The organism is Flexivirga aerilata, from assembly GCF_013002715.1.
GTDB classification, from domain to species: domain Bacteria; phylum Actinomycetota; class Actinomycetes; order Actinomycetales; family Dermatophilaceae; genus Flexivirga; species Flexivirga aerilata.
Genome location: NZ_JABENB010000002.1, coordinates 639,707 through 657,532, shown reverse-complemented (window position 1 = coordinate 657,532; position 17,826 = coordinate 639,707). Strand labels below are relative to the sequence as shown.

Below are 17,826 nucleotides of genomic sequence, written 5' to 3'. Positions count from 1 at the left end.
GGGGCCACCCCGCGCAGCGGCCGGGTGATTGCACCAGACGGTGATTGCACCAGACACCAATGCACGGCGCACAACCTTGGACCCGGGGCCAAGCCTTCCGGGCTGCCCCGGAGTTGCAATGAATGCGGTGGGGATTCCACCGCGCCGGGCCGACGCCCGCGCGCCCGACACCGAAGGAGTACGAGATGAGTCAGTCGTCGCTCGAGCAGCGATTCCAGGGCCTGCCCGCCACCGTCCGGCAGAAGGTCGACGCCGTCATCGACGACGCAAAGGTCGCGCTCAAGGTGCGGGTCGGCGAACTCCTCGCCGACAAGGAGGAAGTGGCCGAGCACGCCGTCACCACGGCCGGCCGGGTCGGTGCCAAGAGCGGCGAGGTGTCCGAGTTGACCGCGATCATGCCGTTGAAACCCGGTGGCGCGGAGCGCCTGCGCAAGTTCTTCAAGCTGGTCGACGGCAATCTCGCCGGCGCCGGCGATGTCGGCACCCTGCACAACATGCGCTTCGTGTTCCTCGACGACGACACCAAGCTGCTGTTCGCGACGGCGTACGACGGCGAGTGGGACCCCTACATCGACGACTTCGCCACGAAGATCCCCGAGATGATGGACTACCTCTTCGGCAACGTCGAGGGCTGGCCGGGCATCCACTCGCCGGAGGTGAAGGACTTCATCGTCCAATATCAGCTGCCCGCCGAGGCGTGGTTCGTCGCTCACCCCAACCTCACTGTCGCCGGCGCCACCCGTCTCAAGCGACTCGACCGCACGGTGCAGAGCTTCCTGACCGAGCTCAACTGAAGTTCGCGCCCGTGGATCTGTTCCGCCGCCTGACCCGACGACCGACGCTCGAGCTGGACGACATCCAGGCCGCCGTCCTGCGTTCGCGGCCCGAGCCCTACTTCGGCACCCACGCGATCCTCGAGATCGCCGATCCGGCATCGGGCCGCGAGTTGCTGCGGCGGCTCTCGCCCCGGATCACCTCCGCGGCCCGATGGGACGAGCCGGTGCCAGCGTGGACCATGCTGGCGATCAGCTATCCCGGCCTGGTGGCTCTCGGCGTCCCCGAGAGCAGCCTGGCGTCATTCCCGGCGAACTTCCGCGCGGGGATGGCGGCCCGGGCGGAGCGGCTGCGCGACACCGGCCCCAATGCGCCGGAGCACTGGGAGTTCCCGTTCGGCACCGGCCGCGCCCACCTCGCGATCAGCGTGTATGCCGACAGCGAGCAGGCGTGGCAGGCGGCGGTCGATGGCTACGCGCGTGAACTGGACCAGGTGCCGGGCGTTCAGCTGCTGTCGCATCAGGACTTCGGCGCGACCGGCTTCAACGTCTTCGGCTACCGCGACGGCTTCGCGCAGCCGGCCGTCGAAGGCAGTGGCGCCGAGACGATGCCCGGCGACGGGCGGCCCATCCGGCCGGGCGAGTTCGTGCTGGGCTACCCCAGCGAGACCGGCCAGCCGCTCCCGATGCCCAGTCCGGACGTGCTCGGCCGCAACGGCACCTTCGTGGTCTTCCGCAAGTACCACTCCCACGTTGCGGCGTTCAATCGTTTCCTGCACGACCACGCCGGCACCGCGCAGGAGCGAGATCTGCTCGGTGCCAAGCTGGTGGGCCGGTGGCGCAGCGGCGCCCCGCTCGCTCTCTCACCCGACCGGGACGACCCGGCGCTCGGCGACGACCCGACCCGCCTGAACGACTTCACCTACAGCGGGGACCCGCGCGGGCTGCGCACTCCGCTCGGATCGCACACCCGGCGGATGAACCCCCGGGACGCGAAGCTCGCGATCCTCACCGACACGCGCATCCGGCGGATCATCCGCCGGGGCACGTCCTACGGCGACCCCGTCCCCGAGGACGTGACCCGCGACGACGGCAAGAGCCGCGGCCTGGACTTCATCGCGATCAGCGCGCGAGCCGTCGACACCGTCGAGTTCCTGCAGAGCGAGTGGGTCAACTCCGGCAACTTCGTCGGACTCGACAAGGAGAAGGACCCGCTCATCTCCCGCCAGGACCACGGCGCCCACTTCACCGTGCCCGGCACCCCTCCCCGCCGCGTGCAGGGCATCCAGAGCTTCAACACCCTCCTCGGCGGGGAGTACCTCTTCATGCCGAGCCTTTCGGCCATCGCCTGGCTGAGCCGAGAGCCATCGACTTGACCAGCCAGCCATACACACGTCTCGATCAGCACAGTTCGCGAAACAGTTGAAGGACACATTCATGACATCGACCATCGAGAAAAACTCCGGCAAGGGCACGAGCGACGGCGTCGTTTCCGAGCTTGCGGCGTTCTTCGGCGTCAAGCCGGGTCACGAAGAGCAACTGCGGGCCGCGTTGGACCGCTTCGTCGAGGTGCTGCGCACCTCCGACCCCGCCGAGACCATCCGGACCGGGCTGCGCGACTCCCGCCACGTCATCTTCGACGAAGGCCGCCAATTGTTGTGGGCCACGACCTTCGAGACCGAATGGGACCCCTACCTGGAAGACGCCCTGCTGGTGGTCGGCGCCCCGCACTTCTTTGACTGGATGCAGCACACCACCGAGGCCGACGTCATCGTCCAGTGGCTGGAGGAGTCTGGCGGCATCGACGCACTGGACAAGGACCACCCGGACTTCGAGACGAATGCCCGCAGAGCCAGCGCCGGCCTGAAAAAGATCATCCAGTCCAGGCAGACTCCGGCCGCGGTCTACTTCAACCCTCTGGGCGCGGTGACGATGACCCAGATCATCAAGGGGCAGCTGTTGGACCAGGCGTTCCAGCAGGTGCTCGACAACCCCGCGGCCGAGGAGGCACTCTCGCACCCCGCGCTGAAGCCCCTACTCGACCTGGCCTCTTCCTGATCCAGTCCACGTGCAGGCGGGGGCGGGCACCCCACCCCTTCCGTAGACCCGCTGTGCACGACACCCGTGTTGGAGGTTGCCCGACACCATGAGTACGGACCACGGCAGTGTCCCGAATCTTGCCGACGTTCAAGCGGCGGTACTCCAGCCGCGCCCAACGCCGTATGCCGGCACGTATCTGGCGTTGCGCATCGACGACCGCAGGCAGGCGCGAGCGCTCGTGCAGCGGATGCTCCCGATGCTCGACTCCGTCGCTTCCTTCGACGCCGAGCGTCAGGTCTCGCTCGCCATCGGGTTCAGCTTCGAAGGCCTGCGCGCGATCGGCGTGCCGGAGGACTCTCTGGCGACCTTCTCCCCCGAGTTCCAGCAGGGCATGGCCGCTCGCGCGGCGGAGCTCGGCGATGTCGGCGACAGCTCACCAGCGAACTGGGAGGGTCCCTTGGGATCCAAAGACGTCCACCTCATGCTGGTCGGCTTGGCTCCCGATGCCCCCCGATTGGAGGCGATCCTGCTCTTGGCTCGCGACGCCTTGCGAGATCTGCCCGGGGTGGCGACCATCTGGCAGCAGGAGGTCTTTGCTGCGCCCAATGAGCGGGAGCCGTTCGGCTTCAAGGACGGCATCGGCCAGCCGGCGATCGAGGGCGCCGCCATACCCTGCACCAACTCCCGCGAAGAGCGGTTGAAGGCGGGCGAGTTCCTGCTGGGATTCGAAGACGAGACCGGCAGCATCGCGGCGGTGCCGCAGCCCGACATTCTGGGCCGAGGCGGCACCTATGCCGCCTTCCGCAAGCTGCACACCCGAGTCGCCGATTTCCGTCAGTACCTGCGCGACCGTGCCGCCGACCGAGCCGACGAGGAGCTGCTGGCGGCCAAGGTCGTCGGCCGCTGGCCCAGTGGCGCCCCACTTCCTTTGTCGCCCGACCGGGACGACCCGGAGCTCGGGGCCGACCCGCACCGGAACAACGACTTCCAGTACGGCGACGACCCGCGCGGCCTGAAGTGTCCGCTCGGCTCGCACGCCCGGCGAATGAACCCTCGCGACGCGATCATCACCGGCGAGGTGCGGCTGCATCGGATGATCCGGCGCGGCACCAACTACGGCCCACCGCTGCCCCAGGGTGTCTACGAGGATGACGGCGCCGACCGCGGCATCGTCTTCGCCTTCATCGGCGCTCATCTGGCCCGGCAATTCGAGTTCGTCCAGGCGCAGTGGGTCAACGATGGCAAGTTCATCGGCGTCCCCGTCGAGAAAGACCCGCTCGTGGGCGCGAATGACGACGGACAGTTCACCGTTCCACGCACCCCGATCCGCCGCCGCTTCCAAGGACTGCCACCGTTCGTCGTCAACCGTGGCGGCGAGTACTGCTTCCTTCCGAGCCTGAGCGCTCTGCGTTGGATCGCGGACCTCGACACCTGACCCAACAACCCATTCACCCGCCTAAGGAGCCCACCATGGCTGACCACTTCTCCGGACCACGGATTCTCATCGACCCAGCCTCTGACGTGGCGGACGTCTACACCTTCCCCAGCCCGGACCGCCCCGGTCGTCTCGTCCTGGCGCTCGATGTGTTCCCTGCGGCCGCCCCGGCGGCGCGCTTCTCGGACGCGCTCGTCTACCGCTTCCGAGTACGACCCGTCGCACGGGACGGGCAGGGCTTCTCCGTCGGTGACCAGGAATACACCCTCGACGTCACCTTCGACGCTCCGGGCGCGAGCGCGGGCAGCGAGCCGTCGGCGCAGACCGGCACGTGCACGCTGCCCGGCGGGGAGCAGCTCCGGTTCCCGGTCGACGAGCCGACCGAGACCGGCGGGGTGCGGATCTTCGCCGGCCCCCGCCTCGACCCGTTCTTCATCGACCTCAAGGGCGTCCTCGCGACCGACGCCATCGAGCAGCTCGCCTTCCAGCCCGAGGGCGCGTCCAATGCCCTGCAGGGCGCGAACGTCCTGGCCATCGTCATCGAGATCGACCCCGCAGCAGTCTTCGGACCCGACGCCGGTCCGCTGCTCGGGGTGGTCGGCGAGACGGTGATCGCGGGTGGCCGACCAACACGGCTGGAGCGCATGGGGCGTCCGGAGATCAAGAACGTCATCCTCGCGAGCAAGAAGTTCGACCAGGTCAACCGCGACCTGGAGATCCGGGACCTCTACAACGAGGAGGACGCCTTCGCCGTCCGACCGGACTACGAGGGCGCCTACCGTGCCCGCTTCGACGCCAACCTGGCTTTCTTCGACCGCCTTGCCGGCGACATCGTCTGGCCGCCGGGCGAGCACGGCACGCACCCCCTGACCGACCTGCTCTTCGCCGACTTTCTCGTCGTCGACACCTCCAAGCCGTTCTCCGAGAGCAGCAGCTTCGAGATCGAGCGCGCCGCACTCGTTGGGCGGGAACACACGACCTGCGGTGGCCGAGCGCCCAACGACGACATCGTGGACACCCTCTACACGCTCCTGGTCAACGGCGTCGACGGTGAGCGGATCAGCGACGGAGTCGACCAGGCGACGAGGCCCGCGACCCACACCTTCCCCTACCTGGTCGCCCCCAACCCGACGCCCCCGGACGCGATGACGGTCCTCCGCTCCCTGTTGCCGCCGGCCGCTGAAGAGCCGGCGCCGTGACCGCGACGGTCATGGACCGAGGCGACGTACGGACCACGGACGGCACGCTCGCTCTGGCCAACCTCACCGCGCAGGTCGACATGCTGGCGGGGCAGGCACTCCCGGCAGGGTCACCGGACTCGGCTGCCCACCGGGTCCTCGAGCAGCAAGCCGCTCTCGTCGATCTGCTGACCCTGCGGGGGCACCTGCTCGGCTGCGTCGCCGACTACGAGCTGGCCTTCCAGGTCGCCGACCGGATGGTCGCCACCGCGCCGCACAGCGCCATCGCCCTGTCGGCAAGAGCCAGGACCAGGGCGACCCTGCACCGGTTCGCCGACGCCTGGTCCGACCTCGACGCTGCGCACCGAGCCGAACCGTCCGTCGACGGCCTCGATGCGGACCGGTCAGCGATCCTGCAGGCGGTCGGCTGCTACGAGGAAGCTGAACTCCTGCTGCAGAACGCCGCTTCGCACCAGTCGGACTTCGCCAGCCTCAGCGCGCAAGCCGTCCTGTATGCCGAGCGCGGCAGCATCGCCGAAGCCGTGCAGGCCTTCGCCGCGGCCCACGACGCGCACCGTGGTGTCTCGCCCTTCCCCCTGGCTCAGCTGGACTTCCGGCGTGGGGTGATGTGGATGCGGGAGGGAGACCTCACGGCTGCACACGAGGCATTCGACGCGGCGCGGCGCCGAGTCCCGGCCTACGCGCCCGCCACCGGTCACCTCGCGGAGATCGAGCTGCTCCGCGGTGATGCCGCTGCAGCCGCCGGCTACCTGCGCCCGGTGGCGGAGACGAGCGACGACCCGGAGTACGCCGCGCACCTTGCCCTCGCCCTGCGGGGCCTCGGGCAGCATGACCGGGCCCGGGTTTGGCGGGATCGGGCGAAGCGCCGGTATGACGAGCTCGTGCGGCTCCACCCGGAGGCTTACGCCGACCACGCCGGGGACTTCTGGCTGGGAGCAGGTGGCGATCCCGGCCGGGCGCTGCGCCTCGCCCAGTGGACGCTGGTCATGCGCCAGACGCCCCGCGCCCGCGCCGTGGTCGAGCGCGCCCGCGCCGCCGTCGGCGCGTCGTCGCCCGACGTGCGCTGAGGCGGCGCGGGCGCATGCGTGTCCTCGTCGTCGGTGGCGGGCCGGCCGGGTTGACGGCGGCCCTGCACGCGGCGGAGCTCGGTGCGGAGGTGACCCTCGTCGAGCGTCACCAGGTCGGCGGGACCGCGCTCAGCCGGGGACCGGCCCCGGTGCGGGCCCTGGCTCGTGCTGCCCGGCTGGCCCGCGACTGGGAGTCGTGGCCGGCATTCGGCCTGACCGGTCCCCGTCCGGAGATCGACGTCGGTGCAGCGTTGGCCAACGCCGATCGCGTCGCGCGTTACGCCTACGAGGGCAAGCGTCTCGCCGACCACCTGCGGGCCGGTGCGGTCTCCCTCGCGGAAAACACCGGCGACCTCCGCTTCGTCGGGACTCACACGATCGCCGCAGACGACGGTCGAACCTGGAGCGCCGACCGGATCATCCTCGCCATCGGCGGCCGCCCTGGGCGGTTGGACGTGCCCGGGGCCGAGCTCGCGATCACCTACGAAGACGCTCGCGCGATCACCCGCATCCCCACGAGTGCCTGCATCGTCGGCACGTCCGACACCGGCTGCCAGCTCGCCTCGATCCTGCACGGCTTCGGCTGCCAGGACACCCTGATCGGCGCGGCGCCGCGACTGCTTCCGCGGGCCGATCACGCGATCTCCGTCGGCCTCGCGTCGGCCTTCACGGCACGTGGCATGACGGTCGTGACCGGCGCCTCCGTGGACCAGCTCGACGCTCGACCCGGTGGCATGCAGGTCTGCCTGTCACTGCGCGACGGGACGCCAAGGGTCGTCGACGTCCAGCGCACCATTACCGCAGTCGGCTGGCCAGGCAACGCCGACCTCGTCGACGCGGCGGCTGCCGGGGTCGTCACCGATCGCGGCTATGTCGTCGTCGACGAGCACCTGCAGTCCTCGGCGCCGCACATCTTCGCCTGCGGCGACGTCGACGGGAACAGCATGCTCGTCTCGAGCGCCGTCCACGAGGGCCGCGTCGCGGCGGAGAACGCCGTGCTAGGACCGACGCGAGGCGTCACCCACGAGGTCGTCCCCGTCGGCAGCTTCACCGACCCGGAGTACGGCATGGTCGGCCTGACCGAGGAACAAGCTCGGCAACGCTACCCCTGCGAGGTGGCGGTCGCTCGCTACGACGATCTCCTGCGGCCTATCGCCGACGGTCGCCCCAACGGCTTCTGCAAGCTGATCATCGACACGCAAGAGCGCCGCATCGTCGGCGCCCACGTCCTCGGCGAGTACTCCGCCGAGGTCATCCAGGTCGCCGCGACGAGCATGGCTGCGGGCATGCGCATCGAGGCGGTCGCTGAGATGGAATTCGCGTTTCCGACCTTCGCCGAAGGGATCAGCCAGGCGGCCCAGATGCTCGTCCGCCGCCTCGGGAAGCGCCCGATGCCAGTGACGTGGAGTCGACGAGCAGCTTCCGGCACGGTGTGAACGGCGTCGCCGAACGGGAGCCGGTCACCATCGAGGAATTGCCCGACTGACCCGCGGGGCGGCCACACCTCCCCGGTGAGGTGATCATCTGATCAGTAGCATCGGCTCATGGAGTCCTCACGCCTCGATCGCCGTAAGGCGCACACCCGGGCCGCCCTCATCCGATCGGCGCAGGAGTTCCTGGCCGAGGGCAACTCGGCCGCCACGATCCGGGAGATCACCGACCGGGCCGATGTCGGCTTCGGGTCGTTCTACAACCACTTCGCATCCAAGGAGGACCTGTTCGACGCCGCCGTGCTGGCGACGCTCGACATGTTCGACGAGTGGCGCGCGGTGGCGACCGTCGGACTCACCGAGCCCGCGGAGTTGTTCGCCACCAGCTACCGGTTCGCGCTGGTGCTGGTGCGATCCCAGCCGCTGGTCGCACGGCTGGCACTGGCGGTCGGCCCCCGGATCCTGACGATCGACCGCGGGTTCCGGCAGGGAGCGCTGGCGGACCTGACGGCCGGCGTGGCGCAGGGACGATTCGTCGGAGACCCGCAGCACCTGTTCATGATGGTGGGCGGGGCGTTCCTCGGCACCGCGCAACTGCTGCTCGAGGACGAGGACCTCGACGCGGAGTCGACCGCGACCGACCTCGCCCGGCGGGTGCTGCTCATGCTCGGCCTGGACCGGCGCGAGGCCGAACGCATCAGCGCGATCGAGCTTCCCCCGGCGCCCCAGGCGTAAGGAACGCACACCACCCCGGTCGGCGACGCAATCGCCGGGATCGCCGTAATCGTCGAATCGGCAGAATCGCCATACCCGATTCACTGATCATATGATCAGTTTTGATGATACAGTCATCTTCGTAAGGAAGGTGGTGGCGCGATGACGACGACGACCCCGCGCGAACTCCCCGGGCACCAGGCTCACGACCCGCACAGCGGCGTCCACTCCGAACAGGGCGGCCTGCCCGGCGAACACCCCGGCCGGCACCGCAACCCGGTCATCAAGGTGCGCGACCTCGCCTGGCTCGAGTTCGCCAAGCCCGACCTGGCCGCGGCCGAGCGCTTCGCGCACGCCTTCGGCTTCGTGACGGCCGCGACATCGCCCGACGAACTCCAGCTGCGCGGCACCGATCCGGGCAGCCCGTGCGTGATCGTCCGCAAACGCCGCGAGAGCCGGTTCCTCGGCCCGACCTTCCGCGCCGCAGACGCCACCGACCTGCTCCGGCTGGCCGCTGCGCACCGGACCACGGTGCGACCGCTGCCGGAGTCGATCGGCGGCGTCGGGGTCGAGCTGGTCGACCCGAGCGGTCTGCCCGTCCGGGTCGTCGCCGACACCCACGAACTCCCCCGGCTCCCTGCCCAGGCGCCCTTGGCGCTCAACCTCGGCGGCGAGGCTCGCCGCGTCAACGCCACGCAACGGCCGCTGCGCGCACCGGCCAGGGTGCAACGACTCGGGCACGTGGTGCTGCAGTCGACCCGGTATGGCGAGGCGCTCGACTGGTACCTCGAGAACCTCGGGCTGATCGTCAGCGACTTCCTCTATTACGAGGGGCAGCGGCACCGCGGGCCGACCATGAGCTTCATCCGCTGCGACCGGGGCGACGAACCGGCCGACCACCACACGCTCGCGATGAACCTCGGCCCCTCCAACCGTTACGTGCACTCGGCCTACCAGGTCGCCGACCTCGACGCGATGGCCGCGGGTGGGCAGTACCTGCTGGACGAGGGCTACCGGCGGTCCTGGGGCATCGGCCGGCACATCCAGGGCAGCCAGCTGTTCGACTACTGGCGCGACCCGGACGGCTTCCTCGTCGAACATTTCGCCGACGGCGACCTGTTCGACTGCCACCTCACTCCGGGCTGGGCCCCGATGTCCGCCTCCGGCCTGGCCCAGTGGGGGCCGCCTGCCACCCCCGACTTCCTCGGTGTCGCTCCGGGCAAGGATGCGCTCGCCGAGGCCCGTTCCATCATCCGATCCCTGCGCGAGGACAACGAGTTCGACCTCGAACGCCTCCGCGGCCTGCTGAAAGTTGCCTCCTCATGACTACCTCCGTTCTGCGCACCGCCGACGCCTGGTGGGTGCTCACCGCCGACGGCACCGCCGCCCGGGTCGCGACCGACGCGGTCACGACCGGGCAGCTTCTCGCCGACCGCGCCGCGGTCGACGCCGCCGCGGCCGGCCCCGGCGGGACCGCCGTCGCGAGCCTCGACCTGGTCTCCCCCGTCACGGCCCCATGCCGGGTCGTCGCGCAGATGACCAACTACGTCAGCCACGTCGAGGACTCGGGCATGAACCCCGAGACGGTGCCGTTGACCTTCTTCCGCAAGACGTCCGGCTCGATCAGCGGCCCCACCGACGACATCGTCCGGCCGGAGCACGTCCGCTTCCTCGACTACGAGATCGAGCTCGGCCTGGTCATCGGCGAGCCCCTCACGGTCGGTGACACCGTCACCTCGTCCACCTGGACCCGTCACGTGGCCGGCCTCGTCATCACCAACGACGTCTCGGCCCGTGACGTCCAGTTGCCCAAGACCCAGTTCTTCGAGGCCAAGTCCTACCCGACCTTCACCCCGGTCGGCCCGGTCCTGTTGCTGCTCGACGACGCCGAGCTCCGGCGGCTGCCCGAGCTGCGGCTGCGCCTCACGGTCGACGGCCAGGTGCGCCAGGACAGCACCTGCCTCGACATGATCTACAGCCCCGAGCAGGCCCTCGCCGCACTGGCTCGCTTCCAGCGCCTGGACACCGGCGACCTGCTGCTGACGGGCACGCCGGGCGGCACCGCGCTCAAGGCACCGCCGCGGCCGGTCGAGCTGATCGGCGCGCTGCTGCCGCCGGCGCTGAAGTGGCGCAAGTTCTTCCAGTCCCAGGCCAAGAATCCCCACTATCTCCAGGACGGCGACCGCCTCGAGCTCACGATCGCCACCCCGGACGGCGCACTCGACCTGGGCACGCAGCGGACCACGGTCAGGCACTCGTGATGGCGGGCCCCGTCCTGACCGGGCGCACCGCGTGGCCGGCGCGGTACGACGCACCCGACGACCTGGCGCAGATCGAGCAGATCCCGCTCGCACAGCGCGACCTGCCCGCCACGACCTACGAAGCACTCGTGCGGTCCGCAGCGCAGTGGCCGCAGCGCACGGCCGTCAGCGTCATGCCCGACGCCGAGCACTGGCAGCAGACGGTGTCGCGGACGTATGCCGAACTGCTGGCCGACGTGCACCGCGTCGCCAACGTGCTCCACGGACTCGGCGTACGGCGCGACGACACGGTCGCGCTGATCAGCCCCAACTGCGACCAGCTCGTGACCGCGACGCTGGCCGCCGAGCTCGCCGGCATCGCCGCGCCCGTCAACAGCGCGCTCTCGGAGCAGCAGGTGCACCGGCTCCTCGGCGTCACGGGCGCCCGCGTGGTGGTCGTCGCCTCCCGCGAGCTCGACGCCGCGTCGTGGGAGCACGGTGCCGCGCTCGCGAGGAGCGGCGCGGTCGACGCGGTCGTCGTCCTCGGCCCGACGGGCGGCGCGTCCGCGCCGGCCGACGCGGGGCGACCCGCCGACGTTGGCGACACCGCCCGCGTCGTCGACCTCACGGCGGAGGCCGCCCGGGCGCACGCCGACCGGTTCGACGGCGAGCCGCCGCACGCTGACGACCTGGCGTCGGTCTTCCACACCGGCGGCACCACCGGCAACCCCAAGCTCGCCGCGCACACCCACCGCAACGAGGTGGTCGACGCCTGGAGCGTCGCGGCCAACACCGCTCTCGACGACGACGCGTCGATTTTCGCCGCGCTCCCGTTGTTCCACGTCAACGCCCTCGTGGTCACCCTGCTCGCGCCGATCCTGCGCGGGCAGCGGTCGGTGTGGGCCGGCCCGCTCGGCTACCGCGATCCGCACCTCTACGGCGTCTTCTGGAAGCTCGTCGAGAGCCGGCGGATCAGCACGATGAGCGCCGTGCCGACCGTGTATGCCGTCCTCGCCGGGGTGCCGGTCGACGCCGACATCTCCTCGATGCGGTTCGCCATCGTCGGCGCGGCTGCGCTGCCGCCGGGTGTGCGCTCGGCGTTCGAGACCACCACCGGCGTCACCCTCGTCGAGGGGTACGGCCTCACCGAGGCCACCTGCGCGAGCGCGCGCGGCTTCGCCGCCCACCCGCGGCCCGGCACGGTGGGCCAGCGGCTGCCCTATCAGGATTTGAAGACCGTGCGGATCGAGGACGACGGCAGCTGGACCGACCTGCCCGCGGGCAGCAGCGGCACCCTCGTCATCACTGGCCCGACGGTGTTCCCCGGCTACGTCACCGGCCGCGAGCCGGGCGGACGGCTGATCGTGGAGGGTCTCGGCAAGCTGCGCGACGGCTGGCTCGACACCGGTGACCTCGCACGGGTCGACGACGACGGCTTCATCCACCTGGTGGGACGTGCGAAGGACCTCATCGTGCGCGGCGGCCACAACCTCGACCCCGCGGTCGTCGAGGAGGCGTTGCTCGCCCACCCCGCCGTCACCGGTGCGGCCGCGGTCGGGATGCCCGATCTGCACTCGGGCGAGGTGCCCGTCGCCTACGTCAGCGTCGCCGAGCCGGTCGCCGGCGGTGACCTGCGCGCGTGGGCCGCCGGCCGGGTGCCGGAGCCGGCCGCGGCGCCCAAGGCGGTGTACGTCGTCGACGCCATACCGATGACGTCGGTCGGCAAGATCCACAAGGTCCCGCTGCGGCTCGACGCCACGTGTCGTGCGGTGCGCGCCGCGCTCGCGGCGGCCGGAGCCGACGACGGCATCGAGGATGTCCGTGCCGAGCTCGGTGAGGACGGGGTCGTCGTCACCCTCGTGCCCCGGGCGGGCGACGGGCCGCAGGTCTCCGACGCCGAGGTCACCGCCGCACTCGCCGGGTTCGCCCTGGCCTGGAGAGTGCTGCAGCCATGACCGCGACCGGCCGTGGGCCCGACGTCATCGTGGTCGGCGCGGGCCCCACCGGGGTCGTCGCCGCGTCCCTGCTCGCCGCGTATGGCGTGCGGTGCCTGGTGCTGGACCGCTGGCACGAGGCCTACCCGCAACCGCGGGCGGTGCACCTCGACGACGAGATCTACCGCATCCTCGGCCGGCTGGGACTCGCGGACGACTTCGCTGCCATCTCCCGACCCGCGCGAGGGCTGCGCCTGATCGACCGGCAGCACCGCACCCTCGCCGAGTTCAGCCGCGACCGGCTCGTCGGGGTGCACGGCTACCCGCAGGCCAATATGTTCGACCAGCCGGAGCTGGAGCAGCTGCTGCGCACCCGGCTGGCCCGCGAGGACGCGGTGCGGTTCGTCGGCGGCGCGGAGGTCACGGCGGTGGCAAACGTCGCCCACGGGCGAGCCGAGGTCACCTACCGCGACACCGGGTCCGGCACCGAACACCGCACCACCGCGGCGTTCGTCCTCGGCTGCGACGGTGCCAACAGTGTCGTGCGCTCGGCGATCGGTGCCCGGATGGTCGACAAGGGCTTCGAGCAGCGGTGGCTGGTCGTCGACGTGGAGACCGGGGTGCCGATCGACGCGTGGGAGGGCGTGCACCAGCTCTGCGACACCCACCGCGCCGGCACCTACATGCGCATCGGCGACCGGCGCTATCGCTGGGAGTTCCGCCTCCTCGACGGCGAGACCGCCGCCGACTTCGGCGACCTCGACGCCATCCGCCCACTCATCGCGCCGTGGACCGGACCGTGCGATGCCGCCGACCTGACGCTGCGCCGAGTGACCGACTACACCTTCCGCGCCCAGGTCGCCGACCGGTGGCAGGACCGCCGGGTCTTGCTCCTCGGCGACGCCGCCCACCTCACTCCGCCCTTCATCGGCCAGGGGATGGGCGCAGGGCTGCGCGACGCCCTCAACCTGACCTGGAAGATCGCGGGCGTCCTGCGCGGCGACCTGCCCGAGCAGTGGCTCGCGACCTACGAGACCGAACGCACCCGGCACGCCGCCGAGCTCATCCGCACCGCCATCCTCCTCGGACGTGCCATGACCCAGGGCGGCCGGGCCGGCGACCTCGCGCGCCGCCTGATCGCACCACGCCTGGCATCCGCCCGCGGCCTGCGGGCGTTCGTCAACGACGCGGCGTCGCCGCGGCTGCACGGCAACACCCCGGCGCTGCACACCCGCCGCGACCGGCTGGCCGGGTCACTCTGCCCCAACGCCGTCATCGGCCCGGACGACGCGGCGGACCGGCAGCCTCGCTTCGACGACGTCGCACTGGGGCGTTACGTGCTCGTCTGCCGGGGAACACTCGGGCAGCACGACCGGGCGCTGGTCGCGCAGCGGGGTGCGCTCGTGCTCGACGCCGCCGAGGGCACCGCGCTGCACGCATGGCTGCACGACCACCACGTCATGGCCGCGCTCGTCCGGCCGGACGGCACCGTCGCGCGCAGCGGGCGGGCGAGCGACCTGGCCCGCGCGGTCCCGGCGTACTCGCCTGTGCACGTCATACAAAATTCAAACTAAACTCGCCGGCATGGCGAGCCTCAGCACCGGACAGCGGCTCGAGCACGCCGCGGGCCGGCTGTCGACGGCGGCGATCGAGCAGCTGGAGGCCAGCCACGACTGGTATCGCGCGCTGCCGGCCGAGGACCGGTCGTGGGTGGGCCTGGTCGCGCAGGCCGGCATCGGCGCATTCATCGCCTGGTATCGCGACCCGGAGTCGTCGCCGCCGACGACGATCGACGTCTTCGCGACCGCCCCGCGTGACCTGACCCGGTCGATCGCGCTGCAGCAGACGCTGCAGATGGTGCGCACGGTGATCGACGTCGTCGAGCAGCAGACGCCGCAGCTCGCCGCCCCGGGTGAGGAGCAGCAGCTGCGGGAGGCGGTGCTGACCTATTCGCGGGAGATCGCCTTTGCGGCCGCGCACGTCTACGCGCAGGCGGCCGAGTCCCGGGGCGCGTGGGACGCCCGGCTCGAAGCGCTCGTGGTCGACGCCGTGCTGCGCGGAGAGGCCGACGAGTCCCTGCGGTCGCGCGTCGCCGCGCTCGGCTGGGACGAGGTCCGTGGGGTCGTGGTGATCGCCGGAGGTGCGCCTCCCGGGTCGGGCAGTGACGCGCTGGATGCGTTGCGCCGCAGCGGAACTCACCACGGCCTGACGACGCTGGCGTCCGTGCAGGGCCGTCTGCTGGTCGCCGTGCTCGGTGGCGTCGACGACCCCCACGAGGTCGCCGCCGCACTGCACCGGCTCTGGGGCGCGGGACCGGTCGTCGTCGGCCCGCTCGTCCCCCACCTGTATGCCGCAGGTCGCAGCGCCCGTGCCGCCCTCGCCGGCTATGCCGCCGCCCCCGCCTGGCCGGACGCGCCGCGGCCGTGCGCGGCCTCGGAGCTGCTGCCCGAACGCGCCATCTCCGGCGACACCCGGGCCCGGCGGCTGCTCGTGGACAAGGTGACCAGGCCGTTGCGCGACCGGCCGGCACTGCGGGAGACCGCCGCGGCATACCTGGACCGGAACAACCTGGAGGCGACCGCCCGCCAGCTCTTCGTGCATCCCAACACCGTGCGCTACCGGCTCGGCCGGATCGCCGACCTGACCGGCTACGACCTGGTCGACAGTCGCGACGCGTTCACCGTGCGGCTCGCCCTCGCGATGTCCCGGCTCTGAGACGCACCCCGGGCCCGGGGACGCGCCGGTCGTCCGATCGCTACTCGCCGGGCAACCGGAGAGTAGGGGTGCGCGAGCGACCGGTTTTGTAGCCTTCCTCCAAGCAGGCTCGATGAGCTTCGGAGGATTCGGTGACCCCTCCCGGCGCCCGCGTCGGCGAGAGTGGACCTCGTGCTTGCGATCGTCTGCCCTGGACAGGGTTCCCAGACCCCCGGTTTCCTCTCCCCCTGGATGGAGTTGCCCGGCTTCGGCGACCGGCTGCGCTGGCTGTCGGCGGTCGCGGGCATCGACCTGGTCGCGCACGGCACCACCTCCGACGCGGACACGATCAAGGACACCGCGGTCGCCCAGCCGCTCATCGTCGCCGCCGGCCTGGTGAGCCTGCTGGAGCTGTTCGAGCACCCGTCGCAGGGCTTCGACGCGGTGAGCGTCGGTGCCGGTCACTCGGTCGGCGAGATCACCGCGGCCGCCGCGTCCGGCGTGCTCACCGCCGAGCAGGCGATGGTCTTCGTCCGCGAGCGCGGCAACGCGATGGCGCAGGCGAGCGCGGTGCAGCCGACCGGCATGAGCGCTGTCCTCGGCGGCGACCCCGACGACGTGCAGGCCGCGCTCGACGAGCACGGGCTCACCCCCGCCAACCGCAACGGCGCCGGCCAGGTCGTCGCGGCCGGCACGATGGACCAACTGGCCGCCCTCAAGGACGCCCCGCCGGCGAAGGCCCGCGTCATACCCCTGGCCGTGGCCGGGGCGTTCCACACCGAGCACATGGCACCGGCCGTCGACGTGCTCGCCGGTTACGCCCGCGCGATCACCACCCACGACCCGCGGGTGCAGCTGCTGTCCAACAAGGACGGCGCCGCGGTCGCCGACGGCGCCGAGGTGCTGCGCCGACTGGTGTCCCAGGTCAGCAATCCGGTGCGCTGGGACGCCACGATGCAGACAATGGTGGACATGGGCGTGACCGGCCTGATCGAGATCCCGCCGGCCGGCACGCTCACCGGCCTGGCCAAGCGCGGCATGCCCGGCGTCGAGACACTGGCGATCAAGTCGCCGGACGATCTCGAAAAGGCACAGCGCATGGTCGCCGAGCACGGCACGCAGGCTGAAGGAGAATGACGCGATGACATCCACCCCCAAGGGCACCGGCACGCTGAGCACCTCCCCCGGCGCCCGCTACGCCCGCATCATGGGCGTCGGCGGATACCGGCCGCAGCGCGTCATCACCAACGAGGAGGTCTGCACCTGGATCGACTCCTCCGACGAGTGGATCCGCGAACGCTCGGGCATCGTCTCGCGCCGCTGGGCGGCACCCGACGAGACCGTCGTCGACATGAGCGAGGCGGCCGCACGACCCGCGCTCGAAGCGGCCGGCATCACCGCCGACCAGCTCAGCGCGGTCGTCGTCGCGACCGTCACCCACCCCTATCAGACCCCCGCCGCGGCACCGCTGCTGGCGACCCGTCTGGGCGCGAACGGCGTTCCGGCGTTTGACATTTCGGCTGCCTGCGCCGGCTACTGCCACGCGATCTCGATCGCCAGCGACATGGTGCGCGGCGGCAGCGCCGAGCACGTCCTGGTGATCGGCGTCGAGAAGCTCTCGGCGTTCACCGACGAGCACGACCGCGGCACCGCGTTCATCTTCGGTGACGGCGCGGGCGCGGCCGTTGTGGGCCCGTCGGACCACGCGGCGATCGGCCCGACCGTGTGGGGCTCGGACGGCACCCACTGGGAGACGATCATGCAGAAGGAGCCGTGGACCGACGTGCGCCGGGAGTGGCAGGCCGAGGCCGCCGCCGACGCCCCGACCTCGGCGATCGACCCGGCCAAGACCTACGCGGCGACCTCCCTCGCGATGGCCGGCCCCTCGGTGTTCCGCTGGGCGGTGTGGCAGATGGCGCCGGTCGCGCAGCAGGCGATCGACGCAGCCGGCATCACCGCGGGCGATCTCGACGTCTTCATCCCGCACCAGGCCAACATGCGCATCATCGATGCGATGATCAAGCAGTTGAAGCTGCCCGCCGACATACCCGTCGCCCGCGACATCGCCGAGACCGGCAACACCTCCGCGGCGTCGATCCCGCTCGCCACCGAGCGCATGCTGCGCGAGGGCGAGGCACCGCACGGCGGCCTGGCGTTGCAGATCGGCTTCGGTGCCGGTCTGGCGTATGCCGCACAGGTCGTCGAGCTGCCCTGACCGTCCCGGAAGGGGCCACCAGTCCACCCGCGGCCCGGCGGGAAAACCGGGTCAGCACAACGAAATTCACATCACGAAATTCACA

General features: G+C 71.1%; 15 protein-coding genes. All 15 read left to right on the top strand.

All coding sequences use genetic code 11. The features are described from left to right. Positions 1-185 precede the first annotated feature (185 nt). The 15 genes from HJ588_RS14945 to HJ588_RS14875 all read left to right on the top strand — a co-directional run bounded on the left by HJ588_RS14945 (position 186) and on the right by HJ588_RS14875 (position 17,741). A complete protein-coding gene (locus HJ588_RS14945; protein WP_171156953.1) occupies positions 186-794 on the top strand; it encodes a hypothetical protein in 609 nt (202 codons plus the stop codon). 11 nt (positions 795-805) lie between these two features. Then, positions 806-2,149, top strand: a complete 1,344-nt coding sequence (locus tag HJ588_RS14940; RefSeq protein WP_171156951.1) for a Dyp-type peroxidase — start codon at positions 806-808, stop codon at positions 2,147-2,149. 61 nt (positions 2,150-2,210) lie between these two features. Continuing rightward, positions 2,211-2,831: a hypothetical protein gene (locus HJ588_RS14935; RefSeq protein WP_171156949.1), complete on the top strand. Its 621-nt coding sequence runs from the start codon at positions 2,211-2,213 to the stop codon at positions 2,829-2,831. A gap of 76 nt (positions 2,832-2,907) precedes the next feature. Beyond that, positions 2,908-4,248 (top strand): Dyp-type peroxidase, encoded by a 1,341-nt coding sequence (locus tag HJ588_RS14930; protein WP_212755961.1) that lies wholly within the window; start codon positions 2,908-2,910, stop codon positions 4,246-4,248. A 35-nt stretch (positions 4,249-4,283) separates the two neighbouring features. After that, positions 4,284-5,447 carry a DUF4331 family protein gene (locus tag HJ588_RS14925; RefSeq protein WP_171156947.1) on the top strand — a complete coding sequence of 388 codons (1,164 nt, stop codon included), beginning with the start codon at positions 4,284-4,286 and terminating at the stop codon, positions 5,445-5,447. Next, a complete protein-coding gene (locus HJ588_RS14920) occupies positions 5,444-6,514 on the top strand; it encodes a tetratricopeptide repeat protein (protein ID WP_212755959.1) in 1,071 nt (356 codons plus the stop codon). The genes HJ588_RS14925 and HJ588_RS14920 overlap by 4 nt, the downstream gene beginning before the upstream one ends. Before the next feature lie 14 nt (positions 6,515-6,528). Continuing rightward, on the top strand, positions 6,529-7,950 hold the full coding sequence (locus tag HJ588_RS14915; RefSeq protein ID WP_171156945.1) for a dihydrolipoyl dehydrogenase family protein: 1,422 nt from the start codon (positions 6,529-6,531) through the stop codon (positions 7,948-7,950). 108 nt (positions 7,951-8,058) lie between these two features. Beyond that, positions 8,059-8,679, top strand: a complete 621-nt coding sequence (locus HJ588_RS14910) for a TetR/AcrR family transcriptional regulator (RefSeq protein WP_171156943.1) — start codon at positions 8,059-8,061, stop codon at positions 8,677-8,679. 141 nt (positions 8,680-8,820) lie between these two features. After that, the gene (locus HJ588_RS14905; protein ID WP_171156941.1) at positions 8,821-9,984 is read left to right on the top strand and encodes a VOC family protein; all 1,164 of its coding nucleotides are present in this window, start codon (positions 8,821-8,823) and stop codon (positions 9,982-9,984) included. Next, positions 9,981-10,919: a fumarylacetoacetate hydrolase family protein gene (locus HJ588_RS14900; RefSeq protein WP_171156939.1), complete on the top strand. Its 939-nt coding sequence runs from the start codon at positions 9,981-9,983 to the stop codon at positions 10,917-10,919. Before HJ588_RS14905 ends, HJ588_RS14900 begins: the two co-directional genes overlap by 4 nt. Beyond that, positions 10,919-12,853, top strand: coding sequence for an acyl-CoA synthetase (locus tag HJ588_RS14895; RefSeq protein ID WP_171156936.1), 1,935 nt, complete (start codon positions 10,919-10,921; stop codon positions 12,851-12,853). Before HJ588_RS14900 ends, HJ588_RS14895 begins: the two co-directional genes overlap by 1 nt. Further along, positions 12,850-14,406: a bifunctional 3-(3-hydroxy-phenyl)propionate/3-hydroxycinnamic acid hydroxylase MhpA gene (gene mhpA, locus HJ588_RS14890; RefSeq protein WP_171156934.1), complete on the top strand. Its 1,557-nt coding sequence runs from the start codon at positions 12,850-12,852 to the stop codon at positions 14,404-14,406. The genes HJ588_RS14895 and mhpA overlap by 4 nt, the downstream gene beginning before the upstream one ends. 10 nt (positions 14,407-14,416) lie before the next feature. Next, complete coding sequence (locus HJ588_RS14885) at positions 14,417-15,547, top strand: PucR family transcriptional regulator (protein WP_171156932.1); 1,131 nt, start codon at positions 14,417-14,419, stop codon at positions 15,545-15,547. 171 nt (positions 15,548-15,718) lie between these two features. After that, positions 15,719-16,663 carry an acyltransferase domain-containing protein gene (locus tag HJ588_RS14880; RefSeq protein ID WP_171156930.1) on the top strand — a complete coding sequence of 315 codons (945 nt, stop codon included), beginning with the start codon at positions 15,719-15,721 and terminating at the stop codon, positions 16,661-16,663. A 4-nt stretch (positions 16,664-16,667) separates the two neighbouring features. After that, the gene (locus HJ588_RS14875; protein WP_171156928.1) at positions 16,668-17,741 is read left to right on the top strand and encodes a beta-ketoacyl-ACP synthase III; all 1,074 of its coding nucleotides are present in this window, start codon (positions 16,668-16,670) and stop codon (positions 17,739-17,741) included. The last annotated feature ends 85 nt before the right edge of the window (positions 17,742-17,826 follow it).

Coding starts and splice junctions, on each gene's coding strand:
- HJ588_RS14945 (WP_171156953.1), top strand. CDS start 186: ATGAGTCAGTCGTCGCTCGAGCAGCGATTCCAGGGCCTGCCCGCCACC.
- HJ588_RS14935 (WP_171156949.1), top strand. CDS start 2,211: ATGACATCGACCATCGAGAAAAACTCCGGCAAGGGCACGAGCGACGGC.
- HJ588_RS14925 (WP_171156947.1), top strand. CDS start 4,284: ATGGCTGACCACTTCTCCGGACCACGGATTCTCATCGACCCAGCCTCT.
- HJ588_RS14915 (WP_171156945.1), top strand. CDS start 6,529: ATGCGTGTCCTCGTCGTCGGTGGCGGGCCGGCCGGGTTGACGGCGGCC.
- HJ588_RS14910 (WP_171156943.1), top strand. CDS start 8,059: ATGGAGTCCTCACGCCTCGATCGCCGTAAGGCGCACACCCGGGCCGCC.
- HJ588_RS14905 (WP_171156941.1), top strand. CDS start 8,821: ATGACGACGACGACCCCGCGCGAACTCCCCGGGCACCAGGCTCACGAC.
- HJ588_RS14900 (WP_171156939.1), top strand. CDS start 9,981: ATGACTACCTCCGTTCTGCGCACCGCCGACGCCTGGTGGGTGCTCACC.
- HJ588_RS14895 (WP_171156936.1), top strand. CDS start 10,919: ATGGCGGGCCCCGTCCTGACCGGGCGCACCGCGTGGCCGGCGCGGTAC.
- mhpA (WP_171156934.1), top strand. CDS start 12,850: ATGACCGCGACCGGCCGTGGGCCCGACGTCATCGTGGTCGGCGCGGGC.
- HJ588_RS14885 (WP_171156932.1), top strand. CDS start 14,417: ATGGCGAGCCTCAGCACCGGACAGCGGCTCGAGCACGCCGCGGGCCGG.
- HJ588_RS14875 (WP_171156928.1), top strand. CDS start 16,668: ATGACATCCACCCCCAAGGGCACCGGCACGCTGAGCACCTCCCCCGGC.